This is a genomic window from Streptomyces sp. NBC_00386, from assembly GCF_036063235.1.
Taxonomy (GTDB): Bacteria; Actinomycetota; Actinomycetes; order Streptomycetales; family Streptomycetaceae; genus Streptomyces.
On sequence record NZ_CP107950.1, the window covers coordinates 4,632,126 to 4,657,221 of the forward strand.

Here is a 25,096-nt window from a genome sequence, read left to right on the forward strand (position 1 = left end):
GGGGGGTGGGCGGTCTCAGCTGGTGAAGGTGAAGTACTTCCAGGAGCCGTTCGTGGTCGAGTTCACGGTGTCGTTCGAGGAGTTGTTGATGTAGGACGACCGCACGCGCATCGTGTAGCCGGTCTGGTGCGTGCCGCCCAGCTGCACCACCGACTTGCCCGTTGAGTCGAGGTTGAAGTAGTTGTATCCCGCCGACCGCCAGGCTCCGCCGGAGTAGATCTGGAACTCCAGCTTCTGCGCGCGGCTGGGGTAGGCCGTCATCGTGGTCGTGAAAAGCGGGTTGGTCGTCTTCCGGAAGTAGTACTTGGTGTACCCGTTGACCGTGGCCGTCTTGTAGTGGCGGCTCAGGCTCAGCGACACCTTGACCTTCGCGCCCACCCAGCTGGAGGCCGTCTTCGGGGCGGTCCGCGCGTCGCCGGAGAAGGACGCGCTCACCGTGGTGTCGCGCTTCAGGGGCAAGGTGACCGCCAGGTTGCCCGCGCTGTTGACCGTGCCAGTCTTGACCAGGTACTTGCCCTTGCCGTCGCCCGCGGTGTCCGCGTAGAGCGAGAGCGTCCGGTTCTTGTACGTCGTGCCAAGGTGGGCGGTGAACGTCACGTTGCTGGCGTAGTCGTAGACGGTGCCGTTCTTGTTCACGGTCAGGGTCGGCGAGGTCCGGGAGACCTCGACTGTGTCCGAGGCGGAGGCAGTCGTGCGATCGGCGCCGCCGGCATAGGAGACCTTGTACGTGACCTTGCTGCCCGCGGGCGGGGTGTCGGTGAAGGAGAAGGTCCCGTCCGCCTTCACCGTCGCGGCCGGGAGCGCCTTGCCGTTCGGGGACTCCAGGTCCGTTCGGGTGACTGCGACGGTGGCCCCCGCGGGCAGCCCGAGCGTGTTCGTGACCTTGCCGGAGACGGTCAGCGACTTGGCACGGACGGCGGTCGCCGGGGCGTTCACCGTCATGGTGGTGACGGCCTTGGCGGGGTCGGTGACAACGCGCAGGCGGTAATAGCTCTGGAGGTCGCGTGTGACCGCGAAGAGCCGGCTGCTGTCCGGCGCGAAAGCGAGGTCGCCGTGGTCGAGCAAGGTCTGTTGGGCGACTCCACCCTGTTCGTCGGTGAAATTGGAGGTCCGCCTCGGTGCCGTGCCGCCCGGCTTGTAGATGGATACTTGGGGGAGGTTGAAGGAGGCGTACGTGTCGGTGCCCATCGCGACGAGGCCGTTCGGCGCGACGTCCACCGACCGTTGTTCCCAGTAGCTGCTCGGATACCTGATGGTCTCCGACAAGTCCGATGTCCGGTAGACCTGCTGGAAGTCGCGTGATGAGCTGGCCACCACGAGCTCTGTGCCGTCCGGGGTGAGCGCCAGGTCCTCCGCAGTGCCGCCGATGGCTGCGTCCTGACCGCCGAGGAACGCGGTCCGGCCGGCCGTGCCGGACGACACGTCATAGATTCCGAGGGTGAAGTAGTACTGGCGCGAGCCCGCCGCCAGGGTATTGGGAGCGCCGGGTGCCGAGTCCAGCAGGGGCGCGTCCTTCCAAGTCCCCTCGGCCTCCTGGGCGAGCGAAACCCGCGCCTGCCCGCCGGACAGGTCGAGAGAGCCGATGTTGCCGTGACCGATGCCGCCATAGCCGAACCAGAGTTTGCCGCCCGCGAGCGCCAGGTGCTGCGGATCTGTGCCGTCGCCCGTCGCGTACCGCCCGGCCTTGGTGAGGGTCGCCGTGTCGATGGCCACGATCTCATCAGTTCCCGGCACGGCGACGTAGAGCGTTGCCGAGTCGGCGGAAAGCTCCAGGCCGTCAGCCCCCGGCAGCGAGGTGACCGTCCCGATGACGGTGCCGTTGTAGTCGGTGGCGACGACCTTGCCTCCCGACGGGTCACTGATGAAGACCCGCTGGTGAACGCCGTCCACGATGATGTCGCCGCTGGACCTGATGGGCAGTGCGGCGCTGCTGTCGGCGACGGCAGGACCCGCGACCGACCCGATCAGGGCGACAGAACTGAAAGCGACCGCGAGCGCCGTCACGGCCGAAATGCTGCGCACACGCACAGTGATACAACCCCCACTAGGAAGACAAGACCGCCCACAAGACCCCTGGAGACCCTTCAGGGTTGCACGGCACACCTGCGCAAGTTTCCGCAGGTCCCGCCGGTTGCTGCCGAGAAGCCGGACACCTTCGCAGGCGCGCACTCGGATCACTGCGATCGGAGTCGAGCGGGTCGTAGATCGCGGCCAGCCGTGGGTGTCCGAAGCACTTTTCAGACACGCGACCGACGATGCCCAGGGACGGCACTCAACGGCTGCTGAATCACAGCAGTGCCCAGCGGTGCGGCAGGAGAGTGCCCCAGGCCCCGACCGCAGTACAGCGGGGCTGTACAGCAACCACCACGACCGCAGTCGGCCGTCAATGTCTCCGAACACCCACGTGATCTGCCGAGCAGACCTCAACGACCGTCCCGCCCATAGTTCGGGACGAAGAGGTCGTGCCAGACCTGTGCCAGATCGTGCGGGGAACCACGGGGAACAGCAGGGAACCGATCTGCCGTCTACAGCGCGCCTGCGTTCCTCCACCGCAGGTCAGTCCGAGAGCAAGCCCTAGATGCTCTCAGCTTCCCAAGCTGAGAGTGCGAGTTCGATTCTCGTCACCCGCTCCATGACAGAGGCCCAGGTCATCGACCCGGGCCTTTTTGCTGTCCGCTGTGATCACTCGCCGCGTGCCGGATCCGTGCCAGAACGGTGTTCGTCCGGATCATCGGTGCCCTCTACTGGCACGGCAGCAGCTTCCTGGCGTGCGGTCGCGTCGAGGCCGCACCGGTCTGCCCGCTCGGAAGAACCCCGACCTCGGCCTTCGCGTGCCGGCCGGTGATGCCCAGAAGGCGGCCCAGGCGGCGTACGGCCGCCGGAGCCGCGCTCGCCGGCCTGTCACGGACGGGCCGGCCGAGCAGTCCTCGTAGGGCCGTTCGCCATCGGCGTCGAGTCAGCTCCGCTGGAAGAACTCCACCTCCGCGAGGGCCAGTTGCCGGCCCGAAGTCAGGCCGACGGGCGAGCGCAGGGTCAGGCGTACCGTCTTCACGTCGCTGATCCCGGTGGGGATCGTCTGGTCGCCCGGTCTGTCGCTGAGGGTGAGCCGCTTGTTCTGCCGCTCGCCGTCCGACGTCGTCACCTCCAGGTCCATCTGGAGTGCGCGTGCCTGGCTGTGGTAGTCCTCCGGGTTCTTGGACGGGCCGTTGGTGATGAGGAGGTCGACCATCCGGAACGGCTTGCCGAAGGTGTAGGTCACCGAGGCGCCGGGCGCGGGCGCGCCCCAGTAGCTGTTGCTCAGTCCGTCCGTGGTGTTCTTCGCCGGGTGCCCGTGGATCTCGGCGCTCGCCCTGACGCCCACCGGGGTCACGGGCTCGGGCTTGCCCAGTTTGTCCCGGGTGTCTTCGAACAGGGCACGCCCGGCCGGGAGCAGCAGGAGAGCGCCGGCGCACAGCGCCACCACCACGGCCAGGATCACCAGGAGTCGCACCGCCCTGCCCGAACCCGCCCGCACCCGACGGCGGAACGGCCACACGGTCCGCCACCACGGCAGCGGTTCGGGCTTCGCGGCGGGGTTCAGCGCGGTGGCGCAACGCCGGCAGAACCGGCGGCCGGGCGGGTTGGGGGTGCCGCAGGAGGGGCAGGGGGCGCCTGCCACTTCGTCGGGGACCTCTGCGGGGCGTACGACCGGGCGGGGGGCCACCGGCTTCGCGGGGCGTACGGGCTGGATGGGCGCGGGAGTCGGCGTGTCGGGGGTGGGGGTGGGGACGACCGGGGGGCGGGGGCCCGGCGAGTTCCGAGGAGCCGGAGCGGGTGGAGTGGCCGGAGCGGGTGGAGTGGCCGGAGCAGGGTGGGGGAAAGGGGCCGCGGGCGCCGTGCTCGTGGGGGCGGCCTCATCGGTGTGGGAGGCCTCGCGGGTGGTCGGGCGGGGGGCGGGAGCGGAGAGCTCGGCACCGGCATCGTCGGGGCCGGGCCGGGGTGCGGGGCTTGCCGTCTCCCCGTACTGGCCGGAGGTGGTCCCGGAGCCCGCGCCCTCACCCTCGCGGTCGCGGTCGCGTGAGCCCGCGCCATCGCCGTCGCGGTCGCGTGAGCCCGCGGCCGACGCCGTGCTCGCCCGCCGCTCCTCACCGCGGCCGCGACCCGTCAGCCGGGTGCGCAGCGACGAACCGCGGGCGGGCGCGGCGGACGCCGGCTCCTCGGCCGGGGGTGACGAGGGCGCCGGAGCGGCGGCCGGCGGCTCGGGCCGGGTGGTATCCGGTGCCGCCGAGGGTTCGGCAGGTGTGCTCGATACCGGCGGCTCTGAAGCCGTGGGCCGGGGCACAGGCGTACTCGATGCCGGCGGCTCCGCAGGCGTACTCGGAGGCGACGGCTCCGCAGGCGTACCCGAAGGCGACGGCTCCGCAGGCGTACCCGAAGGCGACGTACTGTCCGACCAGCCCAGGTACGAACCGCAGTTGCCGCAGAAGTCGTCCGTGGAGCCGTTGGATGCCCCGCACACGGGACATGCGCGCATGACATCACCTCCCTTCGTCGGTGGGCGGGCCGGGCAGGATCTCCACCCGGCAGACGGTGTGCACCGGGCACATGGCCCGGACGACCTCGTGGACCCGGCGCTCGTCCACCCGCGCCTCGCGGCCCGGCCACACCCGGACCAGGGTCTCGGCGGGGGGCTCGGGCGGCAGGTCGGTACCGGCGGTGCTCGACCACGCCGCGCCGCCGTCCCCGCTCACCTCGGCGTGCACGCCGAGCGCGAGCCGCAGTCCCTCGACCAGGCCGCGCCTGGTGCCGCGCCACCGGTGCAGCTCCACCGCGCGGACCACCGCCTCGCGGCGCAGCTCCACCGGCCACTGCGGGTGGTCGGCGGCGCCCACCCATGACGCCAGCCAGGCCAGGAAGTCGCTCGGAGCCACCCGAGGGTCGAGGTAGGCGGGCAGGTTGTCGAGGGTCGCGAACACCGGGGCGAGGACGGTGTCGAGGCCGGACGTGAACCGCTGCGCGAAGTCGTCGTCGGCGTACAGGGCGGGCAGTTGCCCGCCGATCGGGTACTGGCTGGGGAGGCCGGGTACGGCGGCGCGGCTCATCCCCGGATCCCTGTCCCCGCGTCCGGCCCGACCGCCGTGACGACCACCTGGTGCTGGTAGGAGAAGACCAGCGCGCCCGCGGCCACGTCGACGCGGTCCGTCGGTGCTCCTCGCCGCCCGGTGATCGGGTCGGCGGCGAACAGCAGGATCTCCTCCACCAGCGCGTTGCCGGTGGCGCGTTGCAGCACGCCGAACACGTCGCCGTACTGCACCGGCCGTCCGAAGGGCCACCCGGTGCCGTCCGGACCACCGTGCAGCGGGTTGAGGTGTCGGAACAGCGCGGCGAGCGCCGCGTCGCGCACCCGGTCGGTGTCGCCCGGCGCCGCCGCGAGCCGGGCCACCACGGTGACGCCCTGGTAGGCCGGTGGCTCCACGACGAGGCGGGTGCCGATCAGGCGCCGTTCGTCGAGGCTCGCGGTGATCGCTTCGAGCACCTGGTCGGAGGGGATCAACTGCTCGAAGCGGAGCCGGTCGTCGCCCTCGTCGGCCACCGCGTCCGGCACCACCAGGACCCGTACCGCGCCCGCGCCTTCCGCCGCGGACAGACAGCGGACCCGGCGCACCGAGGGTGCCGCCTGACGGCTGATGATCTCGTAGTCCTCGGCGGTCACCGCGCGTTCCTGCATCCGCAGCGCGTCCGGTGCCCGCAGCTTGGCGTTGTCGATGGTCTCGCCGGCGACACCGCCGAGCGCCGCCTCCCGGTTGACGACCCGGGCGACGTAGGGAACGGAGCTGCGCAGCACGGAGATCGCGCCGCGGGCGACGTTGCCGGCCGGTCCGCCGCCGGTGCGGTAGCGGGCCACCCGTATCTGGGCGCCCTTGGGCGGCACGGCACCGCACTGCCGTAGCGTGCCGTCCGGCTCGCGCAGCACCGGCGGGAAGCTGAACTCGCCGGTGGTGGCGTCGGCGCGGACGTGCCGGTCGGCGGGGCCGGAGCGGCCGAAGTGCTCCACCACCTCCCAGCGCTGCCAGCCCTCCTCCGAGGACACCTCCACCACGGGGGGCTCGCCGTCGAGGAGGACCGGCGGGCGGCCGAGCCGGAACGTCTGCCCGGAGACCCCCTCCGAGGTGCCGAGCGGTACGTCGGTCTCGGTCTCGGCATGCTCGACGGACATGGTGCCGCCCACGGTGAACACCGCCGCCTCGCGCACCGTCGGGGACTCCGAGTAGAACGGCTGGCCCGGTTCCGGCTCGGTGACGCGGCAGCGCAGCCAGCCGGCCCGGGTCCCGCCGATCACCGACGCCGTGTGCCCGGCCGGTACGTACACGATGACCTCGCCGGGCCGGTTCAGGCCGCCGGTGGTGTCCTCACCGGTCTCGCACACCTGCCAGCCGCCGCCGGCCCACGCCTCCCACACCAGCGGGGGCTGGCGCGGGTCCACGCCGACGCCCTCCGTGCGGCTGTCCAGCTGTACGGCGACCACGCAGCGCGGTACCGCCGTCGGCAGGCCGAACAGCAGCGCGTCGCCCGGCTCCGGTGCCGGCTGGAAGCACCGTACGTCGCCGGCCTCGGCGAGCGTCCTGGTCCGGTCGGTCTGCTCACCGGTCCGGGGCGCGGTCACCAGCCGTACCAACTCGCTGGGCACGATGCGCAGTTCGTCCACGGTCGTGAACACCACGGCCTCGTCGCCCTCGCCGCCCGCGGTGGTCACCTCGGTGCCCGGGGTCAGCGTCACCGTGTCGGGCTGCGGCGCCGACAGCCAGAAGTCGACCTCGGCCGCGGCCGCGGCCGGCGGGAACAGCCGGATGCCCAACAGGTCGAGGAACGCGGTGTAGTTCTTGTCCGGGACCCGGTTCAGCCGGTACAGCAACTGGTCCACGAGGTAGGCGAACGTCTCGATCAGGGTGACGCCCGGGTCGGAGACGTTGTGGTCGGTCCACTCCGGGGCGCGCTGCTGCACGTACCGCTTCGCCTCGTCGACGAGTTGCTGGAACCGCCGGTCGTCCAGGTTGGGGGAGGGCAGGGCCATCAGTCGGCGACCAATTCCTCGGCCCCCTCCTCGGAGGGGATCGTGTAGAAGGGAAAGACCAGGTTGCGCCGGTCATTGGTGGAACGCATGGTGTAGCGCACGTCGATGTAGAGGGTTCCGGCCTCGACGGCGTCGTAGGCGACCACCACGTCGTCCACCGCGATGCGCGGCTCCCACCGTTCCAGGGCCTCGCGCACCTGCTGTGCGACGAGTCCGGCGGTGGCGCCGTCGCCGGGGGCGAAGACGTAGTCGTGGATGCCGCAGCCGAACTCAGGGCGCATGGGGCGCTCGCCGGGTGCGGTGCCGAGTACCAGGCGGATCGCCTCCTCGATCTCCCGCTCCCGTTCGACCATGCCGATCCCGCCGGTCGGCCCGACCCGCAGCGGGAACGCCCAGCCCCGGCCGATGAACCGGTCGCTCATGACACGCTCCCGGTCCGGACGCCCGGAGCGCCGGGCAGGACCACGCCACCGCACGCGGGGCGCCCGGCCCGCGTCGGGAGCGGACACCCACGCCGATCGAACCGCTCGCTCATCACAGGCCCCCGATCAGGACGTTGAGGGCGCCGGTCACGATCATCGCGCCGCATGTCGTCTTGTCGCGCGCCCGCGCGGCCGGCAGCCCGCCGATGAGGACCTGGCCCGAGGCGAGCCCGGCCAGGTCGGGCATGATCACGTTGCCCGGTCCCAGGAGCGCGTGCGGGGGAATGACGCAGGCGTGCAGGCTGCCCACGACGGCGGCGGGACGGCCGCCGATCAGCACCCGGGCCACCGCCGCGGCGGCGCCGGGCGGCGGGGTGGCGATCACGCCGCCGTGGTTGGTGGGGTCACCGGTACGGGCTGCGGCCGGCATGCGGTGCTCCTTTCGCTGGTCACGGTGTCGATCCTCATTCGCTGGTCACGGTGTCGAGCCTCAGTTGATCCGGATGAGCTTGGCCTTGAGGACGCCGAGCAGACCGCCGTCGACGGTGACGTCGGAGCTGCCGGTGACGCTCACCGTGCGGCCGCCGATCTTCACCCCGACCCGGCCCTGGATGTCCACGTTCCCGCCCGAGATGCTCACGTCGCCCCGTCCCGCGTCCAGGGTGATGCCCTTCTTGTCGAGCAGGACGGAGGTGAGGGGCTGTCTGCCCTTCCCGGCGTACACCGTCAGCTCGATCCGGCCCCGCCGTTGGTCGAGGCTTACTTCGAGGCGCTCGTCACCGCTCACGAGCCTGAGGCCGGACTGGCCCGGAGCCCTCGCGTCCAGGAGCTCCATCCGATGTCCCGAACGCGACACGACGGAGCGGCGGTTGACCTTTCCGGTGGCTTTGTCGATCAGCGGGACCTTGTGGGGCGACGGCTTGTCGACGCCGTTGTAGAGCCCGCCGATGACGTACGGGCTGTCCAGCAGACCCTGTTCGAACCCGACCAGGACCTCGTCGTTGACCTCGGGGCTGAACACGCCTCCGCCGCCCTTGCCGCCCCACTGCACGGTGCGCACCCAGTCGGTGGTGTAAGTGTCGTCCAGCCAGGGGAACTTCAGCTTCACCGAGCCGTTCTCGGCGCCGCCGGTCTCGCGTATGTCCGTCACCACGCCGATCGCCAGGCCCGGCAGGCGCGAGCCGCGGCCGGGCGCGTCGGCGCCGGTCACCAGGCCGGTCAGGGAGCGGTCCGGGCCGGCGCTCACCCACACCGTCGTCCGGTACCCGCCGTGCGGTTCGAGGACGTGCTGCACCGCCGTCGCCGTGTACTTGCCGGAGAACGCCTGCCCGACGTTGCCGAGCGCCACGGGCTTGCCCGCCCGCAGCTGCGGGTTTCCCTCGGCCACCGCCTCCAACTCACCGAAACCAGCGCTGACTTGATCGGACACCGCGTCCGCGGCCGCGGTCGTCTCGGACAGGGTGCGGTACGGGGTGTCCGTGACGGTCAGCTTCGCCGACTTGCCGAACCGGGCGGCCGCGAGCGCCGGGCTCAGGCCCGGAACCACCGTGTCACTGATCACCGACGGCTGCCGGGACACCAGCGGCTTCTTGGTGGTGACGTCCCAGCCGCGCACCTCCACCTGCGACGCCCCGTCCGCCGCCGACAGCGAGGCCCGCAGCGCGAGCAGGTTCGCCCCGTACTCCAGCACCATCGGGTCGCGGGACGACGAGGTCGACGGCGCGGGCGCGCCGGACGCCTTGACCGGCTTGGTGAACTGGAGCAGCCCCTTGTCGTCGACGCGCACCAGCGCGCCGCTCTCCCCCGCCAGGAACTGCAGGAAGTCCCAGTCGGACACGTTCGCCTGCGAGAGCTGCTTGTAGGTGACCGGCGCGGCCTGCACGGTGCCGCAGGCCAGCCCGGCCCCGGCGGCCACCTTGCGGACGATCGCCGACGCCGTCATGTTCCGGTACGCCACCACCTTCCGGCCCCGCTGGAGGCGGTGCGCCTTGGAGTAGGCGCGCACCACGGTGAACGAGCCCGTGCTGTCCCGGTCCAGTTCGAGGGCCGTCACCTCGCCGTTGAACAGCCGCTCGCGCGCCTGCCCGGACACGGTCACCACCGACACCTTCAGCGGGGTGCCGATGGTGATGCCGGTCGCCTGCAGGAACTCGTGGTCGGGGTCGCGGAAGGTGAGCTGTGCCGCGTCGGGCAGGCCCACGTTCTCGTCCACCACACAGCTGACCAGCTGGGCGGCCCAGATCTGCGGGAGTTCGGCGGGCGTCTCCACCACGGGGTCCGCCGCGAACAACCGGCCCCTTGCCTCGGCGGTCATCGCTCCTCCTCACCGTCCGCGTCCCGCAGCCCCGGCACCACCAGTTCGGTGCCGGGCGCGAGCGCCATCGGGTCGTCGATTCCGTTCGCCTCCGCGATGACCCGCCAGGCCGTCGCGTCGCCGTACTCCCGCCAGGCCAGCATGGCCAGGCTGTCGCCCGCCACCACGGTGTGCGTACTGCGGGCGGTGCGCGAGCCGGACGTCGGGTTCTGGCCCGGCGGGTCGACGCTCGCCTCCTCGATCGACAGCGCGCAGGTGGCCCGCAGCGGCCTGCCGTCGACGTCGAACAGCGTGTACGACACCGACAGGCTGGAGAGCACCCCGTCGAACGACGTCGTCCGGGCGGTGCCCCAGGTGAACCGGACCCACGGGCTGGCCGGCTTCTTGCGGCCCAGGCTGGCCGGGGTCGGCACGCACGCCTTCATCAGCTTCTCCACCGCCTGCTCCACGGAGTTGTCGTGCCGGGCGGTGGCGTCCAGGAACACCTCGAGGCTCAGCGTGCGCGGGCCGCTGCCGACGAACTCGGGCAGTGCCGACTGCCCCGCCATCCGGGACGGGGAGCGCCGCCACTCGGTGGTCTTGCTCAACTGCAGGGTGGAGGGGTTGAACTGGAGGTCGAGCTGTGCGACGGTCCCGCCGGGCTTCGCGCCGACCGACGCCGGGGGCTCCTTCAGGGTCAGCTTGGCCCTGGCCCGACTGGCGCGCGCTGATGACATGGCGGGACCTCCTTTCCGGGGGCCGATACGTGCTGGGGAACTGGTCGATGAGGGCGTGTCAGGACGGGCGCAGCCCCTCGTGGGCGATCTCCAGGGTCTCCACCGCGGCCTGCGAACTGGCGGGGTCGAAGGACGGCCCCTGCCAGCGCACCGGGACGATCCCGAACACCTGCCAGCTGATGATCTTCGTCAGGTCCGGTTTCAGGGCCACGATCTCGCCGTCCTTGGGCTCCACCCGCTTCAGCGTCTCGTCGAGCCAGCGGGCGATCTTCGCCGTGTCGGCGGTGACCGGCCGGGTGAGCGTGATGTTCGACCAGGTCACGCGTCCGGGCAGTTGCCAGGTGAAGCCGTTGTTGCCGCCCTCGGCGTAGCTCTCCATCTCCACCTCGGCGCCCATGCCGGAGCAGGTGTGGAAGGCGCCCAGGTCGTTGCCGCCGATCGCGAGCCGGAAGAAAACGCTCGTCGCGAAGATGTTGTCCGTCATTCGTCCGTCATCCGTTCCGGCTCTCAGCGGCGTCCGTCGTAGGGGCGGCCCGTGCGGTCCCGGCCGCGGCGCAGCTCGGTGCGCAGCAGTCGGGCCACCGGGTCGAGCAGGCGGCGCGCCAGGTCGTCCAGGTCCAGGCCGGGGTCGTCCTGGGGTGTCTCGGTGCGGCGGGCCGCTTTCTCGCCGGAGGCGGCGGATGAAGCGGTGGCCGCGGGGGCCGCGGAGGACACGGACGACGACCGCTTCCGGCCGGGTGCCGGAACCTCCTTGGCCGGTGCGCCTGCCGACGGTGCGGGGGGCGCGGAGGACGACCGCGTGCGGCCGCGTGCGTCGCGCTGCACCGCGAGTGCCGCCTCACCGGTCCCACCGGCGGCCGTAACGGTCCTCGGCCGGACCACGGGGACGGCTCCCCCCGGTGCCGGGCCGGCCGGCGGACGGTCCGCGAGCGGCGGCGCCTGCGGGGCGGTCACCGGCAGGGGCCTCGCCGGTACGGCGGCGACCGGGGCGGCCGCCCCCTGGCGGGGCGGCGCGGGCCGGACGACCGGGACGCGCTGAACGGGGGCCGGGGAGCCGGCCGTCGGTACGCCCGGACCCTCCGGTCCGGGGTACGGGGCTGCTGCCCGCTGGACCTGCGGCGTGGCCGGGGCGAGGGAGGACGGACCGGGCGCCGGGCGCGCGCGGGTCCCGGGGCCGCCCGGCGGGGGCGCCGATGTGCCGGACCGGCGCGCGGACGGCTCGGCGGCCGGCGTGGAGTCGCTCCGGGGCGCGGCCGGTGCGCCGGGCCAGCGCGCCGCCACCACGGGGCGGCCGCCGGAGCGGGGGACGGCGGGCTGTGCCACCCCTTCCGGGGCACGGGTGTTCAGGGTGAGCCGACGCTCGGCCAGCAGCGAGAGGGTGCGGGGTGCCGCCGGGGCGGAGTGCGTTGTGGAGCGGGTCACGGGGAGCCCGTGCGGGTCTGCCGGGCCGGAGGGCTGGGCGCCTCCGGTGCCTCGGGCCACGGCCCGGGCGACGACGACCGGGCCCGGAACGGAGGGGCCCTGGGACCGGTGCCTGCCGGAGCCGGATCCCGTGCCTTCCGTCGCTCGCGCGACGACGGCCGGGCCCTGGGCGGCACGGCCCTGGACAGCGGCGTCCCGGGGCCGTTGTCCGTCGGCGCCCGGCCCGCCGGGAGTCCGGTCGCCCCCGGCGGCGTCGGCCACGGCCCGGGCGACGACGACCGGGCCCGGAACGGAGGGGCCCTGGGGCTGCTGCCCGCCGGACGTCGGGCCGGGTCGTGGCGCGTTCCCGGCCGGGCCTTCCGGGCTCACGGCGCCCGCCGGACCGCGGGCCGGGGCGGCTGCGGACGGCGTCACCAGCGGTGTGGCGGGCCCGTTTCCGTGGTCCGCGGGGCCGGGCGGCATGGTGCCCCCGGTGGCGGACGGGTTCGCGAGGCGGCGTTGGACGTCGCCCGTCCCCAGCAGCGGCGCGCCCGGCGTGCGGGGTGCGGCCTCGGTGGGCGTCCGGTCGCGATCCGGCGTGGGCGGCGCCGGAGCGGCGCCGGACCCCGGTTCCTGAGGTGTCGTAGCGCGCTGGATGTCCGGGCGGGAGGCTCGGGCACCGGACGCGCTGGTACCGGGCACCTCGGCGCTCGGCGGCAGCGCGGACAGCGGCGCACCGAGGCCGCCACGCGCGCGTGCCCCGCGGTTGCCGGGGTCGGGGGTCCGGCGCGGGGCGGCGGGCGCCGTTCCCCTCGTACCGCCGTCGTACGGTCCCGGAGTGCCGCTCCCGCCTTCCGCCTGGCGCTGGACGACGGGCAGCGCCGGACCGGTCGCGGATCCGGCGCCGGGCGCGGGGGTGCTCTGCGGCAACGGTGTCGCCGTGGAGGGCAGTTCACTCAGCGGGGTACCGAGGGGCCCGCGGCCGGCCTCGCGCGTGGCGGCGCGCTGCACGGGGGCGGAGGCCGGGCCGGACGGGTCAGGGGTGGTGGCGCTGCCGGGCGCCGGTGCGGCGGCGGGCCGCAGGGCGGGAACCCGGCGCGCGGGTCCGGCGGGGCGCCGGGCGACGGTCAGCGCAGGCCCCACCGGGCGGAGCCGGACGGCCGGGTGGGACACGTCGGAGCCGGCGGCACGGGATGCCTCCGGCTGCCTGGCTCCCCCGGCGGGCTGCGGCCCCGCCGCGGTGCGCTGGACGGCCGGTCCGGAAGGCGTGCGGCCCCCGGAACCGGCCGGCGGACGGGACGGCTCGGCCGGGGCGGGCCGCGTCCTGGCAGAGGACCGGGCCATGACCCCGTCAGCGGCCGCGGGCGGGACCACGGCCACACGTCGTACCGGCAAAGTCGCGGGAGCGGCCGGCGTCACGACCGGGCCGGCGTCCGGCCGCCCGGCTCGTCGGACAGCGGGAGGCGACGAGGAGAGCACGGCGGGCGCGTGCGCGGACGTGAGGCCGCGGGCCCGCCCGGCTTCGCCCGAACGGGCCTTCCCCGCAGTGCTGTTGTCGCCGGAGCGCTCCCCCAGGGGTGTCGGACCGGATGACCGCGCGAGGGGTGCCGGACCGGATGGCCGTGCGCCCGGACGGGTCCGGCGTGAGACCTGGGTTGTCGGCGCGTCCGCCGTGCCCTCGCTCTCCCCCGGACCGTCCGCCCCCTCCGGACGCAGTGCCCGGAGCAGCAGCGGACCCCCGGCGCTGTGGGTGTGCCGCGGGGCGGCGGCCGGGCGCGTGACGCCGCTCACCAGGCCGGTCGGGGCGGTGGGCAGCAGGGCGTGGCCGAGGCCGGCGTCGAAGGACGGGTTCTGCCAGGCGGCGAGGCCCGCACGGAAGGCGAGGCCGTCGCTGACGCCCAACGGGGCGCGGGAAACGGTGAGTTCCGGCGCGACGGTACGGCGCCAGCCGCCGTCCCAGTCGCCGGGCACGGCGGAGCCCGGGTCGCCGCCCGCGGACGGACCCGGGGTGCCGGTCACGGACGGCCCCGGGGTGCCGGTCGCGCCCGGCGACCCGGGTCCCGCGATGTCCGGCGCGGCGGCCCGGCGGCGCAGCCTGTCCCGCCATGCCATGTGCTCAACCGCCTTCGTTCACACGGGTGTTGATACGGGCGATCTCCGCCACCCACTGCCGGCGCTCGTCGTGGGTCAGGTCGAGGATCTCCTCGCGCCGCCAGTGGAAGTGGTAGGCGATGTACGCGATCTCCTCCCGGAGCCGGGGAAGGGCGTACGTCACGATTCCCCCAGGCGCCCACCCGAGAGGTCGACCTCGAAGCCGCCCTCGCAGTGCGGGCAGGTCACCGCAGCGCGGGTGTGGCCCTCGCTGTTGACCCGGCGGTAGAAGTCCTGGAGGAAGGCGACGTCGGTGGCGTACATCCGCTCCACGATCCCGGCGTGCACATCGCTGATCGAGCCGATCCGGGTGATCACCTGGCTCAGCAGCACCACGCTCAGGTACGCCGGGTTCTCCTTGACCCGCAGGTCGATCTGGGGCCGCAGTTCGTCACGGGCCGTGGCCAGGCGCATCGAGCCGTGGCGGTGCACCGTGCCCGCCTCGTCGACGTACCCGCGCGGCAGCTCGAACTCGAACTCGGTGCGCAGCCCGTGGTCCTCGCGGCGCGGCGGGGCGGCGGCGGGAGGTGCCGCCGTCCGCTCCGGCGCCTGGGCGGGCTCCGTCGCCTGGAGGATCTCCTCCAGGTTGCCCGCCGTCACCGTACGACGCCTCATTCGACGATGATCTCCTCGAACACGATCGTGACCGACTCGGTGGCCGGAGACGACTCGCCCGCCTTCAGGGACGGGCCCTCCCACTTGGAGGCCCAGCCCTGCATCAGCTGGATACGGCGGACCGTGTTGCCCTCGGTGTCCTTGATCTCGATGGTGAGGTTCTGCCGCGCGGAGTTCACGGCGCCGTTGTTCAGGGTCTCCTTGATCCACTTGGTGAACTCGCTGCTCTGGTCGAGTCCCCGGGTGATCGTGATCTCACCTGCCTGCCGGGCGCCGGGCTGCTTGCGGATGATCTGCTTGCCCTCCGCGCTGACCTGCTTGACCTCGACGACCTCCTCCTCGACGGTCAGTCCGCTGATCTCCTGGATCGACTCGACCAGATAGCCGCCGAGCTGCACGCCGAAGACGTGGGTGGAAAGAGCATCGCCCGTTGCCATGACTGTCTGTCACCTTTCCTTACGGGTCTTCTTCTCTGCTTCTCTACTGACCCGTGGTCACTCGTCGACGAGGCTGGTGCTGTCGGAGAACTGGGCCAGCCGGAACACCACGAACTCCGCGGGCTTGACCGGCGAGACGCCGATCTCACAGATGACCCGGCCCTGGTCGATGGACTCCTGCGGGTTGTTGTCCCGGTCGCACTTCACGTAGAACGCCTCTTCGGCGGTGCGGCCGAACAGCGCGCCCCGGCGCCATTCCTCGGTGAGGAAGGAGGTGACGTTGCGCCGGATGCTGGACCACAGCCGGTCGTCGTTCGGTTCGAAGACCACCCACTGGGTGCCCAGCAGGATGGACTCTTCGAGGTAGTTGAAGAGGCGGCGCACGTTCAGGTAGCGCCAGGCCGGGTCGGAGGAGAGGGTGCGGGCGCCCCAGATGCGGATGCCGCGGCCGGGGAAGGCCCGTACGCAGTTCACGCCGATCGGGTTGAGCAGGTCCTGCTCGCCCTTGCTGAGCCGGAGCTCCAGGTCCACCGCGCCGCGGATGACCTCGTTGGCGGGCGCCTTGTGCACACCGCGCTCGCCGTCGCTGCGCGCCCAGACACCGGCGATGTGGCCGCTCGGCGGGACGGTGGTGTTGCGTCCGGTGGCCGGGTCGAAGACACGGATCCAGGGGTAGTAGAGGGTGGCGTACCGGGAGTCGTAGCCCGCCTCGTCGTTGCGCCAGGTGCGCACCTGCTGGGCGCCCAGTCCGGGCGGGGCGTCCAGGACGGCGACGCGGTCGCCCATCTGCTCGCAGTGCGAGATCACCGCGAGCTGCACGGTGCGCACGCCCTCGGCGTCGATGTCGCCGCGCTGGTAGGCGCTCATCAGGTCCGGCACGGCGACCATGGTGATCTCGTCGATGGTCTCCAGACCGCCGAACCCGGTGCGGGCGGCGGCGTCGCCGACGTACTCCGCCGGGTTGAGGCGGGCCACCTCGCCGGAGCCGTTCGCGGCGGGCGCGGCCGGGGCGTCGGGCACGGCCAGGGTCTGGGCGGCGGGCCTGGTCTGGGCGGCGGCCTGCTGCTCGGTGACCTGGATCAGCTTGGAGGCGCGGGCCTGGTTGACCAGGTAGCCCTTGACGTTCTTGCGGGTGGAGGCCTCGTACGTCTCCGCGACCTGGTCGCCCTGGCGGACCAGGACCTTGAAGCGGTCCTCCGGCGTGTTCTCGCCGTCCGCGTCGGCGACCTCGACCGACACCCCGGTGACGCCCGGCCTGGCCGCGACGAGGAAGCCGCCGAGGGCCACCGGCTCCGCGGCCTTGTCGCCGCGCCGACCGCCGTTGACCGACGGGGCGGAGGCGTCCTCGGCCTGGCCGCCGATCCGCACGATGTACGCGGCGCCGCCGCCGTTGGCGAAGTAGCCGTGGACCGAGAGGGGCAGGTAGGCGCCCTCGGTGAAGCCGCCGAACTGCTGGGTGTACTGGTCCCAGCTGGTGACCAGAGTCGGCGTGTGGAACGGGCCGTTCTCGGCGAACCCTACGAACGCGGCGACGGCGGTGCCGACCCCTTCGATCGGTCGGGCACCGGACTGCACCTCCTCCACGTACACGCCCGGGGTGAGGTACGTCGGCATGCTTGCTCCTTCGCGTCCTGCGGGTCGGTTCACCTGTGTCCAGGGCGAGTCTGCGCGGGTATCCGCCGGGACGACAGGGCCGCGGGGACCTGGTGAGGGGCAGGATCACTGCCTTTCGCTGCCTGTGCGAACCGACCGGCCGCCGCCCGGACTTGCCCTCGTTCTGCCCGTACGGACCTGGACATCCCGTTCGCCCGGACGGTCCACTGGTGGCGGCGGCAGGGGTGCGCCCATGAGGAGGCAGCAGATGCGGAAGTCCGGGGCGCACGCCGAGCAGAACGAGGCGCTGCAGCCGACGCGCGGCACCGCCGCCGCCCGCCGGGAGACGTCCGCGGGCAGCGCCGTACCGCCCCCGCTCACCGCCGACGCGCTCCGCGCGTCCCAGCGCGGCGCGGGCAACGCCGCGGTGGCCGCCATGATCGCCCGCCGCGTCCGCCCCACGGCCGCCCCGGATCGGCCCGACCACGGAGTGAACGAGGTCCTGGGCTCCGCGGGCAAACCCCTCGCCGCGCCGGTGCGCCAGGACATGGAGTCCCGGTTCGACACCGACTTCTCCGACGTGCGACTGCACACCGGGGCGGCCGCCGCCCGTTCGGCCCGCGCCGTCGGGGCACGCGCCTACACCTCCGGCAGCCATGTCGTCCTCGGCGCCGGGGGCGGCGACAAGCACACCCTCGCCCACGAACTCACCCACGTCGTGCAGCAGCGGCAGGGTCCGGTCGCGGGCACGGACCACGGCAACGGCCTGCGCGTGTCCGACCCTTCCGACCGCTTCGAACGGGAGGCGGAGACGAACGCGCACCGGATCATGGCGGGGCCCGCGCCCGTGCAACGGGCCGAGGCGGACACCGCGGCGCCCGCGTCCTCCGGTGCGGCGGTGATCCAGCGCAAGGGCACGGAGGAACTCTCGGGCAAGCTGCCTGCCGTAGGGGCCGGCGGCAACCCCCTGTCGTCCTTCCTCAAGTCCTTCTCGCGCGCTCCCGCGCAGGAGTCTCCGGAACTGACGGAGATCCGCCAGGCCATCGCGGGGTACGACGGGGATCCCAAGCGTGACCCCATGCACTGTATACAGCAGGTGGTCGGCCTGTTGTTGGCCGTCAGCAGCGCCGAGGAGGACCTCGAAGGAAAGCCCGACCGGGAGACCGCGTCCGCCAGGCACTTCCTGACCGCGGCCCGCACGGCTCTCAGGGCCGAGAACGACCGGGTGACCGAACAGATCGGCCGGGACGCCGACTTCCCCGCGGAGGCCCGCGCCCCCTTCGAGGCGATGACCGCGAACGGCCTGCTCTGGAACGAGGAGGACTGGGCCGACAGCGCCGTGGCGTTCGCCATGAGCGGGCCGAGCTACTTCCGCGAGCTCTCCGAGATGAACCGGGCCGGAATGGCCAACGAGATCACGAGCCGCGGGCGCAAGGACTGGATGAGCGGCGTCGGGCAGGCGCTGGGCACCGCGCTGCGGCAGAGCGTGCTGGTCCACTACACCAAGGACGAGGACCGCGCACGGCAGTTGCAGCAGGCAGGCCACATCAAGTCGAAGACAGAGCTGCTGAAGGCGGACCCCGCCGCGCCCAACAACTCCGAGGGCTACGACAAGCACGTCCTCGCGAACGAGGGTTTCGTCTTCTTCTTCCTGGAGGCGCCCGACAGCGAGTTCCGCGACACCCGGTTCGGAAAGGCCCGTTTCGATATTCCGCTCGCGGACTCACCCCTGGAGTCCCAGGGCTGGCTGATGCTCAGCGACTTCGCCCAGCGGGAGTATCCGACGATCAACGCCAAGCCCACCGACCCCTCGGCCACCAAGAGCGAGCTGCCCACCCGCCAGGAGAAGATGCCCGCCGAATTCTCCCTGCCCGTGCGGAACTTCGACCTCGGAGCCGGCAAGGCGGACGTGGACCTCATGAAGATCATGGAGCTGTCCAAGCAGGAGCCGGACCCGGAGCGCGGAGCCCAGATCATGTACGCGAAGACCCAGGCCGCGGCGGACGAGCACAGCACGATGACCTACGGCTCCGGCGACCGGAAGAAGGAGTACAAGGAGCGGCTCCGCTCCAACACGCTGAAGGGCAGGGACATCGTGCCCGGCCTGGTGGACCGCGCGGTGCTGGAGATCATGCGGCTGGAGGAGGTCAACCCCGCGTTGGCGGAACGGCTGAAGAGCATGTCCGGTACGGAACTGATGAAGTTCCTCCTCAAGGACCTCCTGCGTCCGCAGGCGATGCTGCCCAACAGCGTGGATCTCAGCAACGCCACGCTGCGGGTCAAGTCCTGACGGGGCGGCAGGACCCCACCGGCCTCAGGCGTCGTTGGCCGTCGCCAGGTACGGCCCGAACTCGCCCTCCAGGACCAGCCGCCCCAGCTTGCGGTACTCCTGGGCGACCGCCGTCACCACCTGCCGCATGGTGAGGGGCTCGCCGGACTCCGCCGCGAGGTAGGCCGCGGTCACCGCGCAGGCGCGGATGGAGCCGCCGGCGAGTTCGAAGCGGTCCGCGCAGAAGGCGAGGTCCAGGTCGTCGGCCCGGGGCAGCCGCTCGCCCAGGCAGCGCTCCCACAGGGCGAGGCGCTGGCCGGGGTCGGGCACCGGGAAGTCGGCCACCACGTCGAGGCGTCGGGTGAACGCCTCGTCCAGGTTGGCCCGCAGGTTCGTGGTCAGCACCGCGATGCCGTCGAAGGACTCCATGCGCTGGAGCAGGTACGCCGACTCGATGTTGGCGTGCCGGTCGTGCGCGTCCTTCACCTCCGAGCGCTTGCCGAAGATCGCGTCGGCCTCGTCGAAGAGCAGCACCGCGTTGACCGCCGACGCCTCGGTGAAGATCCGCTCCAGGTTCTTCTCGGTCTCCCCGACGTACTTGTCCACAACTGTGGACAGGTCCACCACGTACAGGTCCATGCCCAGGTCCGCCGCGACGACCTCGGCGGACATGGTCTTGCCGGTGCCCGACTCGCCGGCGAACAGCGCGATGACGCCGCGCCCCCGGCCGCCACCGGGCCGCATCCCCCACCGCCCGAGCACCTGCTCGCGGTGGCGGGCCCGCAGCGCGAGTTCGCGCAGCCGCCGGTGAGTGGTCGGCGGCAGCACCAGGTCGTCCCAGCCGACGCCCGGCTCCACCCGGCGGGCGAGCCGGTCGAGCCCCGCGCCGTTCTGGGCACGTACGGCGGTGCGCAGGTCGTCGGCGCGGACCGGGCGGCCCGCGAGGGCGGCCGTACGCGTCGCCACGTCGACGGCGCGGCGCAGCTGCCCGGAGTCCAGGCGGTGCGCGGCGACGGCCCGGGCGAGCTCGTCGGCGTCGCCGGTGCCGGTCGCCGAGCCGTCACCGGCGGCCCGGTCCAGGGCGTGCCGCCACCGCTCGGCCTGCCGTTCGGGCGAAGGCGCCGGCACGTTCAGGACGACGGGGGTGTCGGCCGCCCACAGCGGGTCCCAGGTGCCGGTGCCGTGCGTGAGCAGGGGAATCCCGCGCAGCGCCGCGCACAACGCCCCCAGCGTCCGGGCCCGTTCGCCCGGTTCTGCGGGCAGCGACTCCAGCGGGCCGAGAACGACCCCGGCACCGGTCAGACGGGCTTCGAGGGCGGCGACCCGGGCGAACTCCGGTACGTCGCCGGGACGCCGGGCGAGGGCCACCGCGTCGAGGACGAGCGGGCGCAGCCCGGCCGTGTGCAGGGCGCTGATGGCCAGCCCCTCGGCGTCGCCGCCCAGGCTGCGCAGATGGACGAGGCCTGTACCGGTCCCGGCCGCGGCCGCCGTCCGGTGGACCTCCGCCGCCTCGGCGGTCGGGTCCTCGCGGGTCTCGCCGAGCACCCCGGCGAGCCGGGCGTCGGGCCGCGCACTGCCCAGCAGGTGCGCGGTGACCCGGTCGGGGACCGCCAGCACCCGTGACAGCGGCGGCCGTTCCGGATCGGCGATCTCCACCAGACCGCCCTCGACGAGCGGCGCCCCGGGGGCGAGCCGGAACCGGGCGGCTGACGCGCCGGCGAGCCCGCACAGCTCCAGGGCGAGCCCGACCGTGGGCCGACGGCGCGTCAGGTCGTCGTTGAGATAGCCGTAGAGCCGCTCGAACCGGGCGTCCAGGTCGGGCGCCACCACGACCAGCAGCAGGTCCAGATCCAGCGGGGACAGCCCGAACCGCCGGGCGAGGCCGTCGAGAACGGACCCGGCCGGCGGGCGCCACGGCTCCTGGGCGGGTACGTCGAGACCACCCGGCTCGTCCAGGATGCGAGCCACCGCCTCGGGGCTGAGGTACTGCCCCCGGTACGGGTCGTCGGGATCGGGATCGACGGCACGACGGACGGCCACGGCGTGCCGCACCCGTCCCTCGACCACGCGAAGTCGCGCCCACAGGTGGTCCGCGTCGACGGATACGGGTTCGGTGACGGCAGCGGGTTCGGTGACGACAACGGGTTCGGCGGTGTGTGTCACGGCTGGCGGTCTCCCCGGTGGCGCCGCCTGGCCGGGGCGGGGCCCCGCTCACGCGGGCCGGCGAAGCCGTCCTGGCCCGGGTCCGTCGTCTCCCTGTAGCGCAGCCGACGTCCCGGCGCCGGTTCGCCGTCCTCGCCGCGGGCGGCGGAGCGCACGACGAGCCCTTCGGTGACCGGCGGCGCGACGACCGTGCTCACCCCGGCGAGCGGGGCCCGTACCCGTACCCCGAGCGACACCTTCAGCTCTCCGCCGAGCGCCGACCACACATCGGAGGCGGCCGGCGCGTCGAGCCCGGCCCCTCCGGCGTCCAGGCTCACGGTCAGGCCGAGTTCGGCGAGCGTGCCGGTGAGCAGCCGCGCGGGCAGCGTGTCGGTGGCCACCAGAGTCGCGAGCACCTGCGAGAGCAGCCGGTGCTCGTCCTGCGGGCGGCTCGCCCACGCCGTGACCAGGTACGTCAGCTCGAACCAGCGGGGCGGGGTGCGCCGCGCCACCAGGTGCCCGTCCGCGTCGTACACCTCCCCGGCGCCGCTGCCGCGCCGGACGGCGTCCTCGCGGATGTCGTACAGGAAGACGCAGACCGTCGGGGCGCTGCGGCGCGCCGCCCAGTCCCGGGTGGGGGCGTCGAACACCACGTCGATGCCCGACGTCTGCAGGCCGGACTCGCCGAGCAGCCGGCGCAGCCCCTCGTCGACCTCGTGGATCACCGGCGGGTCACCTCGTCGGGCGGCTGCACGCTGCCGCTGACCACCAGGAAGTCGGTCTTCACCGGTGAGAACCCGGGGCCCTTGGCGGTGATGGTGCGCGGTCCGGTCTGGTCCTTGGCGAGGATGAGCAGCTGGCCGATGAAGGTGCCGTCCGGCTTCGGCACGGTCGGCGCCGCCGCCGCGGTGATCCCCGGATTCCAGGTGAACCGCACCGGCACTCCCGGCGGGAAGTCCTTGCCGCGCACCGAGGTGACGAAGCCGGGCCTGCCGATCGCCGGTACCGCGACGATGCGGGGCTGGAGGATGCGCAGCCGCTGCCGTGCGGTGTTGTCGCTCTTACTGGCGTCCGTGCCGGTGGTGGTGAGGACGCCGGTGACACGGCCGGTCAGCGCCTTGTCGGGGCTGAGGACGACCCGTACGACGGTGCTCGCGCCCGGCGTCAGATCCGGCAGCGCGCACACCCAGGAGGCATCGCAGCCCGCCGGCGGCCCGCTGTTCGGGATGCCGGGAAGGCCGATGCGCAGCCGCAGCCCGGTCGCCAGCGCGTTGCGGCCGTTGCGCACGGTGTACGTCACCACGACGCGGCCGCCGACGTAGCCGGGGTTCGGCCGGGCCGAAACGCTCACCCCGGGCCCGGCGTCGGGCTCGGGCGCCTGCGGGGGCACGGTGGGTGTCGGCGTCGGAGTCCGAGTCGGAGTGGGCGTCGGGGTGGGCGTGGGCGTCGGGGTGGGCGCCGGGGGCGGCGTGGCCTCGCGCACCGGCACCACGGTCCGGCCGGCGTTGTCGCTGGGCTCCGGGTCCAGGACCGTACCGGCGACCGACCAGTCGACCGGCTGGTCGCCGGCGGTGACCCCGGTGAGGGTGACGGTCACCGGGACGGTGCTGCCCGGCTCCACCACGCCGACGTCGCACTGGAGCGAGGCCGCGACGCAGGTGCCCCCGGGCCGGGTCACCTCGGTGACCTGCACACCGGCCGGCGGGGCGATGGTGAGCGTGGTGCCGGGGGAGGCGGCGGGGCCGTTGTTCACCACGTCGACGCGGACCGTGGTGGAGTCGCCGACGGTCACCTCCGGGGCGGTGCCGGGCGCCTTGACGGCGAGGTCCACGGACTGCTGGACGCTGGGTTCCTTGTGCCGGCCCGGGAGCTCGGTCGTGAGCTTCGTGAGCGTGCCGGACGCGATGTCCAGGAGCTTCAGTTTCTCGGGGGTGTTGACCGGACGACTGGGACGGGCACTGATCACCAGCCCCTTGCCGTCGGCCGTCCAGGCGGCGTCCCGGGGCTGGAACGGACCGGTGTTCTCCGGCAGTTCCCGGCCGCAGGCGCCGGGCAGGCCACGGGCGGCGGTGGGCAGCAGCACCCGGCAGTCGTCGCCCGACAGCGACGTCAGGAGGATGCCGTTCTGCTCGTCGATCCGGCCGGCGCCGTTCTTGCGGTTGAAGGCGATACGCAGACCGTCCGGGGAGAACGCCGGACTGTCGTCGATGACCTCGCAGTCGCCCGGGCAGATCCTGGCGCTCAGGTCGTCCTGCCGGGTCAGGGCGTTCACGGGCACGGTCCAGATGTGCTTGTTGCCGCCGCCCCCGTTGATCTCCATGTTGCGGGTGAAGGCCAGGGTGGTGCCGTCGGAGGACCAGGTGGGCTGGGCGTCCTGGCCCTGGAGCTGTCCGGCCGGCGGGGTGACCTCGCCGGCGATCTCCCCGGTGGTCGCGTCCGCGATGAGGATGCTGCTGGGACCCGCGGCCTCACCGACGCCGCCCGGCGAAGTCCGGGTGAAGGCAAGGTACTTGCCGTCCGGGGAGAACGTCGGGTCGGTGTCCCAGTCCGTCGCGGCGCGGTCCTTGAGCGGCATGGGCACCGCGTTGGAACCGTCGGCGTCCACCATCCAGATCCGCTCGATCCGCCGGCCGTCGGCGTCGGTCTCGAAGCGGGTGACGACGATCCGGCGTCCGTCGGGCGTGTAGCTCTGCCGCTCGGTCCACGGGTCGTACCCGGACGCCGGCCGGAACAGCGGGTCCTTGGCGGGATCGGTGTTGGTGTCGGCCGCCGGGTCCTCGTTGAGGATCGTCAGCCCCAGGTCGCGGGGGTCGGCCCCGTCCGCCCGGACGTCCTGCAGCGTCACCACGTGCGCGCCGGGGTGGTTCTTGTCGGGGGCCGCCGCCGAGGTGCGCTCCACCACCACGCCGCCGCCGTCGAGCGGGCCGAGCCAGGTGGGCGAGAGGACCTCCCGGTCCTCGTTGAGCACCAGCGCGGGTTCCTGGTCGGAGTGCGCGAGCGAACCGAACACGTGGTCGTAGTCGCCCTCGCACGTGCAGGTGACCTCGGGGCTCAGGAACACCACCCCGTCCCCGTCGGGCTTCCACGCCGCCCCGTGGGCACGCCAGGTCGCGTATGCACCCCCGAACAGCGGCTCGTCGGCGGTCCCGGCCGCGTTCGCCACCCGCAGCCGGGGCACGCTCTTCCCGTCGACGGTGGTCGTGGCGGTGTACGCGATCCAGTCCCGGTTCTCGTCGTCGTTCACCGGGTTCCAGGCCGGCTCGGACGCCGTGCCGTTCGCGGGACCGGTGATCCGGGTGGGGGTGCCGCCCGCCAGCGGCCGTACGTAGATCTGCCGTCCCACCGACACGTCGCCGTCACTGGAGTACGCCAGCTGCTTCCCGTCGGGGGAGACCGTCGGGCCCTCCTCGTCGGCGGGGGTGTCGGTGAGCCGCGTCGGACGATCTGTGCCGTCGGTGCGTACGAGCCACAGGTCGCGCTGCGTCCCGCCGTCCGGGCCCCCGGACCCGGCCGCGTCGAACACCACGGACTGCCCGCGCGGTGTCAGCCGGGGGTGCGCCGCGTCCATGCCGAAGGTGAGACGTCGTACGGAACCGTCGGCGGCGCGGAGGTAGATCTGCGGGGTCTTCTCGTCGCGCCGGCTCGCGAAGACCATCTGGTCACCGAGGGCGGACGGCTGGACGTCGTAGTGGGCCGGGCTCGCAGCGAACAACGGCTTGCTGGAGGTGGTGGTGGCGACCGTGCCGAGGCTGCGGTGCCCGGTACCGGCGTAGGCGATCCGGGTGCCGGTGGTGCCGGCCGTCGGCTGCGGCCGGGGTTCGGCGCTGCCCTGTCCGGAGGCCGCCGTCACCACGAACAGCGGGATCACCAGCAACAACGACGCCCCGAGTCTCCCCGGGCGGTACCGCCCACCGGGGCCGGCGGTGCGCATCACGGTCCACCTCGCAGTCTGGTGCAGCATCTGGACGTACCCCTGCCACTGTGC

19 protein-coding genes are annotated in these 25,096 nt (G+C 73.2%); 1 reads left to right on the forward strand and 18 read right to left on the reverse strand.

Annotated features, from left to right (window positions below):
• Nucleotides 1–15 precede the first annotated feature (15 nt).
• The 15 genes from OG780_RS20365 to OG780_RS20435 all read right to left on the reverse strand — a co-directional run bounded on the left by OG780_RS20365 (nucleotide 16) and on the right by OG780_RS20435 (nucleotide 16,721).
• Nucleotides 16–2,028 carry a YncE family protein gene (locus tag OG780_RS20365; RefSeq protein WP_443062182.1) on the reverse strand — a complete coding sequence of 671 codons (2,013 nt, stop codon included), beginning with the start codon at nucleotides 2,026–2,028 and terminating at the stop codon, nucleotides 16–18.
• Between the two features lie 928 nt (nucleotides 2,029–2,956).
• On the reverse strand, nucleotides 2,957–3,658 hold the full coding sequence (locus tag OG780_RS20370) for a zinc ribbon domain-containing protein (RefSeq protein WP_328450216.1): 702 nt from the start codon (nucleotides 3,656–3,658) through the stop codon (nucleotides 2,957–2,959).
• A gap of 466 nt (nucleotides 3,659–4,124) precedes the next feature.
• Nucleotides 4,125–4,505 carry a hypothetical protein gene (locus OG780_RS20375; RefSeq protein WP_328450218.1) on the reverse strand — a complete coding sequence of 127 codons (381 nt, stop codon included), beginning with the start codon at nucleotides 4,503–4,505 and terminating at the stop codon, nucleotides 4,125–4,127.
• 12 nt (nucleotides 4,506–4,517) lie between these two features.
• Nucleotides 4,518–5,081: a phage tail protein gene (locus OG780_RS20380; protein ID WP_328450220.1), complete on the reverse strand. Its 564-nt coding sequence runs from the start codon at nucleotides 5,079–5,081 to the stop codon at nucleotides 4,518–4,520.
• Nucleotides 5,078–7,051 carry a putative baseplate assembly protein gene (locus tag OG780_RS20385; protein WP_328450222.1) on the reverse strand — a complete coding sequence of 658 codons (1,974 nt, stop codon included), beginning with the start codon at nucleotides 7,049–7,051 and terminating at the stop codon, nucleotides 5,078–5,080. The genes OG780_RS20380 and OG780_RS20385 overlap by 4 nt, the downstream gene beginning before the upstream one ends.
• Nucleotides 7,051–7,473: a GPW/gp25 family protein gene (locus OG780_RS20390; RefSeq protein ID WP_261704782.1), complete on the reverse strand. Its 423-nt coding sequence runs from the start codon at nucleotides 7,471–7,473 to the stop codon at nucleotides 7,051–7,053. Before OG780_RS20390 ends, OG780_RS20385 begins: the two co-directional genes overlap by 1 nt.
• Nucleotides 7,474–7,585: 112 nt before the next feature.
• The gene (locus OG780_RS20395) at nucleotides 7,586–7,903 is read right to left on the reverse strand and encodes a PAAR domain-containing protein (RefSeq protein WP_328450225.1); all 318 of its coding nucleotides are present in this window, start codon (nucleotides 7,901–7,903) and stop codon (nucleotides 7,586–7,588) included.
• A gap of 60 nt (nucleotides 7,904–7,963) precedes the next feature.
• Nucleotides 7,964–9,787 carry a VgrG-related protein gene (locus OG780_RS20400; protein ID WP_328450227.1) on the reverse strand — a complete coding sequence of 608 codons (1,824 nt, stop codon included), beginning with the start codon at nucleotides 9,785–9,787 and terminating at the stop codon, nucleotides 7,964–7,966.
• Complete coding sequence (locus OG780_RS20405) at nucleotides 9,784–10,503, reverse strand: CIS tube protein (protein ID WP_326786600.1); 720 nt, start codon at nucleotides 10,501–10,503, stop codon at nucleotides 9,784–9,786. The genes OG780_RS20400 and OG780_RS20405 overlap by 4 nt, the downstream gene beginning before the upstream one ends.
• Nucleotides 10,504–10,561: 58 nt before the next feature.
• The gene (locus tag OG780_RS20410) at nucleotides 10,562–10,987 is read right to left on the reverse strand and encodes a phage tail protein (protein ID WP_261704786.1); all 426 of its coding nucleotides are present in this window, start codon (nucleotides 10,985–10,987) and stop codon (nucleotides 10,562–10,564) included.
• A 23-nt stretch (nucleotides 10,988–11,010) separates the two neighbouring features.
• The gene (locus OG780_RS20415; protein ID WP_328450231.1) at nucleotides 11,011–14,016 is read right to left on the reverse strand and encodes a hypothetical protein; all 3,006 of its coding nucleotides are present in this window, start codon (nucleotides 14,014–14,016) and stop codon (nucleotides 11,011–11,013) included.
• 4 nt (nucleotides 14,017–14,020) lie between these two features.
• Complete coding sequence (locus OG780_RS20420; RefSeq protein WP_189151611.1) at nucleotides 14,021–14,179, reverse strand: DUF6760 family protein; 159 nt, start codon at nucleotides 14,177–14,179, stop codon at nucleotides 14,021–14,023.
• Nucleotides 14,176–14,670 carry a zinc-ribbon domain-containing protein gene (locus OG780_RS20425; protein WP_261706760.1) on the reverse strand — a complete coding sequence of 165 codons (495 nt, stop codon included), beginning with the start codon at nucleotides 14,668–14,670 and terminating at the stop codon, nucleotides 14,176–14,178. The genes OG780_RS20420 and OG780_RS20425 overlap by 4 nt, the downstream gene beginning before the upstream one ends.
• Nucleotides 14,667–15,107 carry a phage tail protein gene (locus OG780_RS20430; protein WP_189151609.1) on the reverse strand — a complete coding sequence of 147 codons (441 nt, stop codon included), beginning with the start codon at nucleotides 15,105–15,107 and terminating at the stop codon, nucleotides 14,667–14,669. The genes OG780_RS20425 and OG780_RS20430 overlap by 4 nt, the downstream gene beginning before the upstream one ends.
• Before the next feature lie 57 nt (nucleotides 15,108–15,164).
• Nucleotides 15,165–16,721, reverse strand: a complete 1,557-nt coding sequence (locus tag OG780_RS20435) for a phage tail sheath family protein (RefSeq protein ID WP_328450234.1) — start codon at nucleotides 16,719–16,721, stop codon at nucleotides 15,165–15,167.
• Nucleotides 16,722–16,968: 247 nt separating this feature from the next.
• Here OG780_RS20435 and OG780_RS20440 point away from each other — a divergent pair, with 247 nt between their 5' ends.
• Nucleotides 16,969–18,990, forward strand: coding sequence for an eCIS core domain-containing protein (locus OG780_RS20440; RefSeq protein WP_328450236.1), 2,022 nt, complete (start codon nucleotides 16,969–16,971; stop codon nucleotides 18,988–18,990).
• Between the two features lie 24 nt (nucleotides 18,991–19,014).
• On the opposite strand, the gene OG780_RS20445 is transcribed toward OG780_RS20440, so the two are convergent.
• The 3 genes from OG780_RS20445 to OG780_RS20455 form a co-directional block, all read right to left on the reverse strand.
• Entirely contained in the window at nucleotides 19,015–21,054 is a 2,040-nt protein-coding gene (locus tag OG780_RS20445; protein WP_328458256.1) for an AAA family ATPase, read from the reverse strand.
• Nucleotides 21,055–21,128: 74 nt separating this feature from the next.
• Nucleotides 21,129–21,836, reverse strand: coding sequence for a DUF4255 domain-containing protein (locus tag OG780_RS20450; RefSeq protein ID WP_328450238.1), 708 nt, complete (start codon nucleotides 21,834–21,836; stop codon nucleotides 21,129–21,131).
• Complete coding sequence (locus OG780_RS20455) at nucleotides 21,833–25,042, reverse strand: hypothetical protein (protein ID WP_328450240.1); 3,210 nt, start codon at nucleotides 25,040–25,042, stop codon at nucleotides 21,833–21,835. Before OG780_RS20455 ends, OG780_RS20450 begins: the two co-directional genes overlap by 4 nt.
• Between the last annotated feature and the right edge of the window lie 54 nt (nucleotides 25,043–25,096).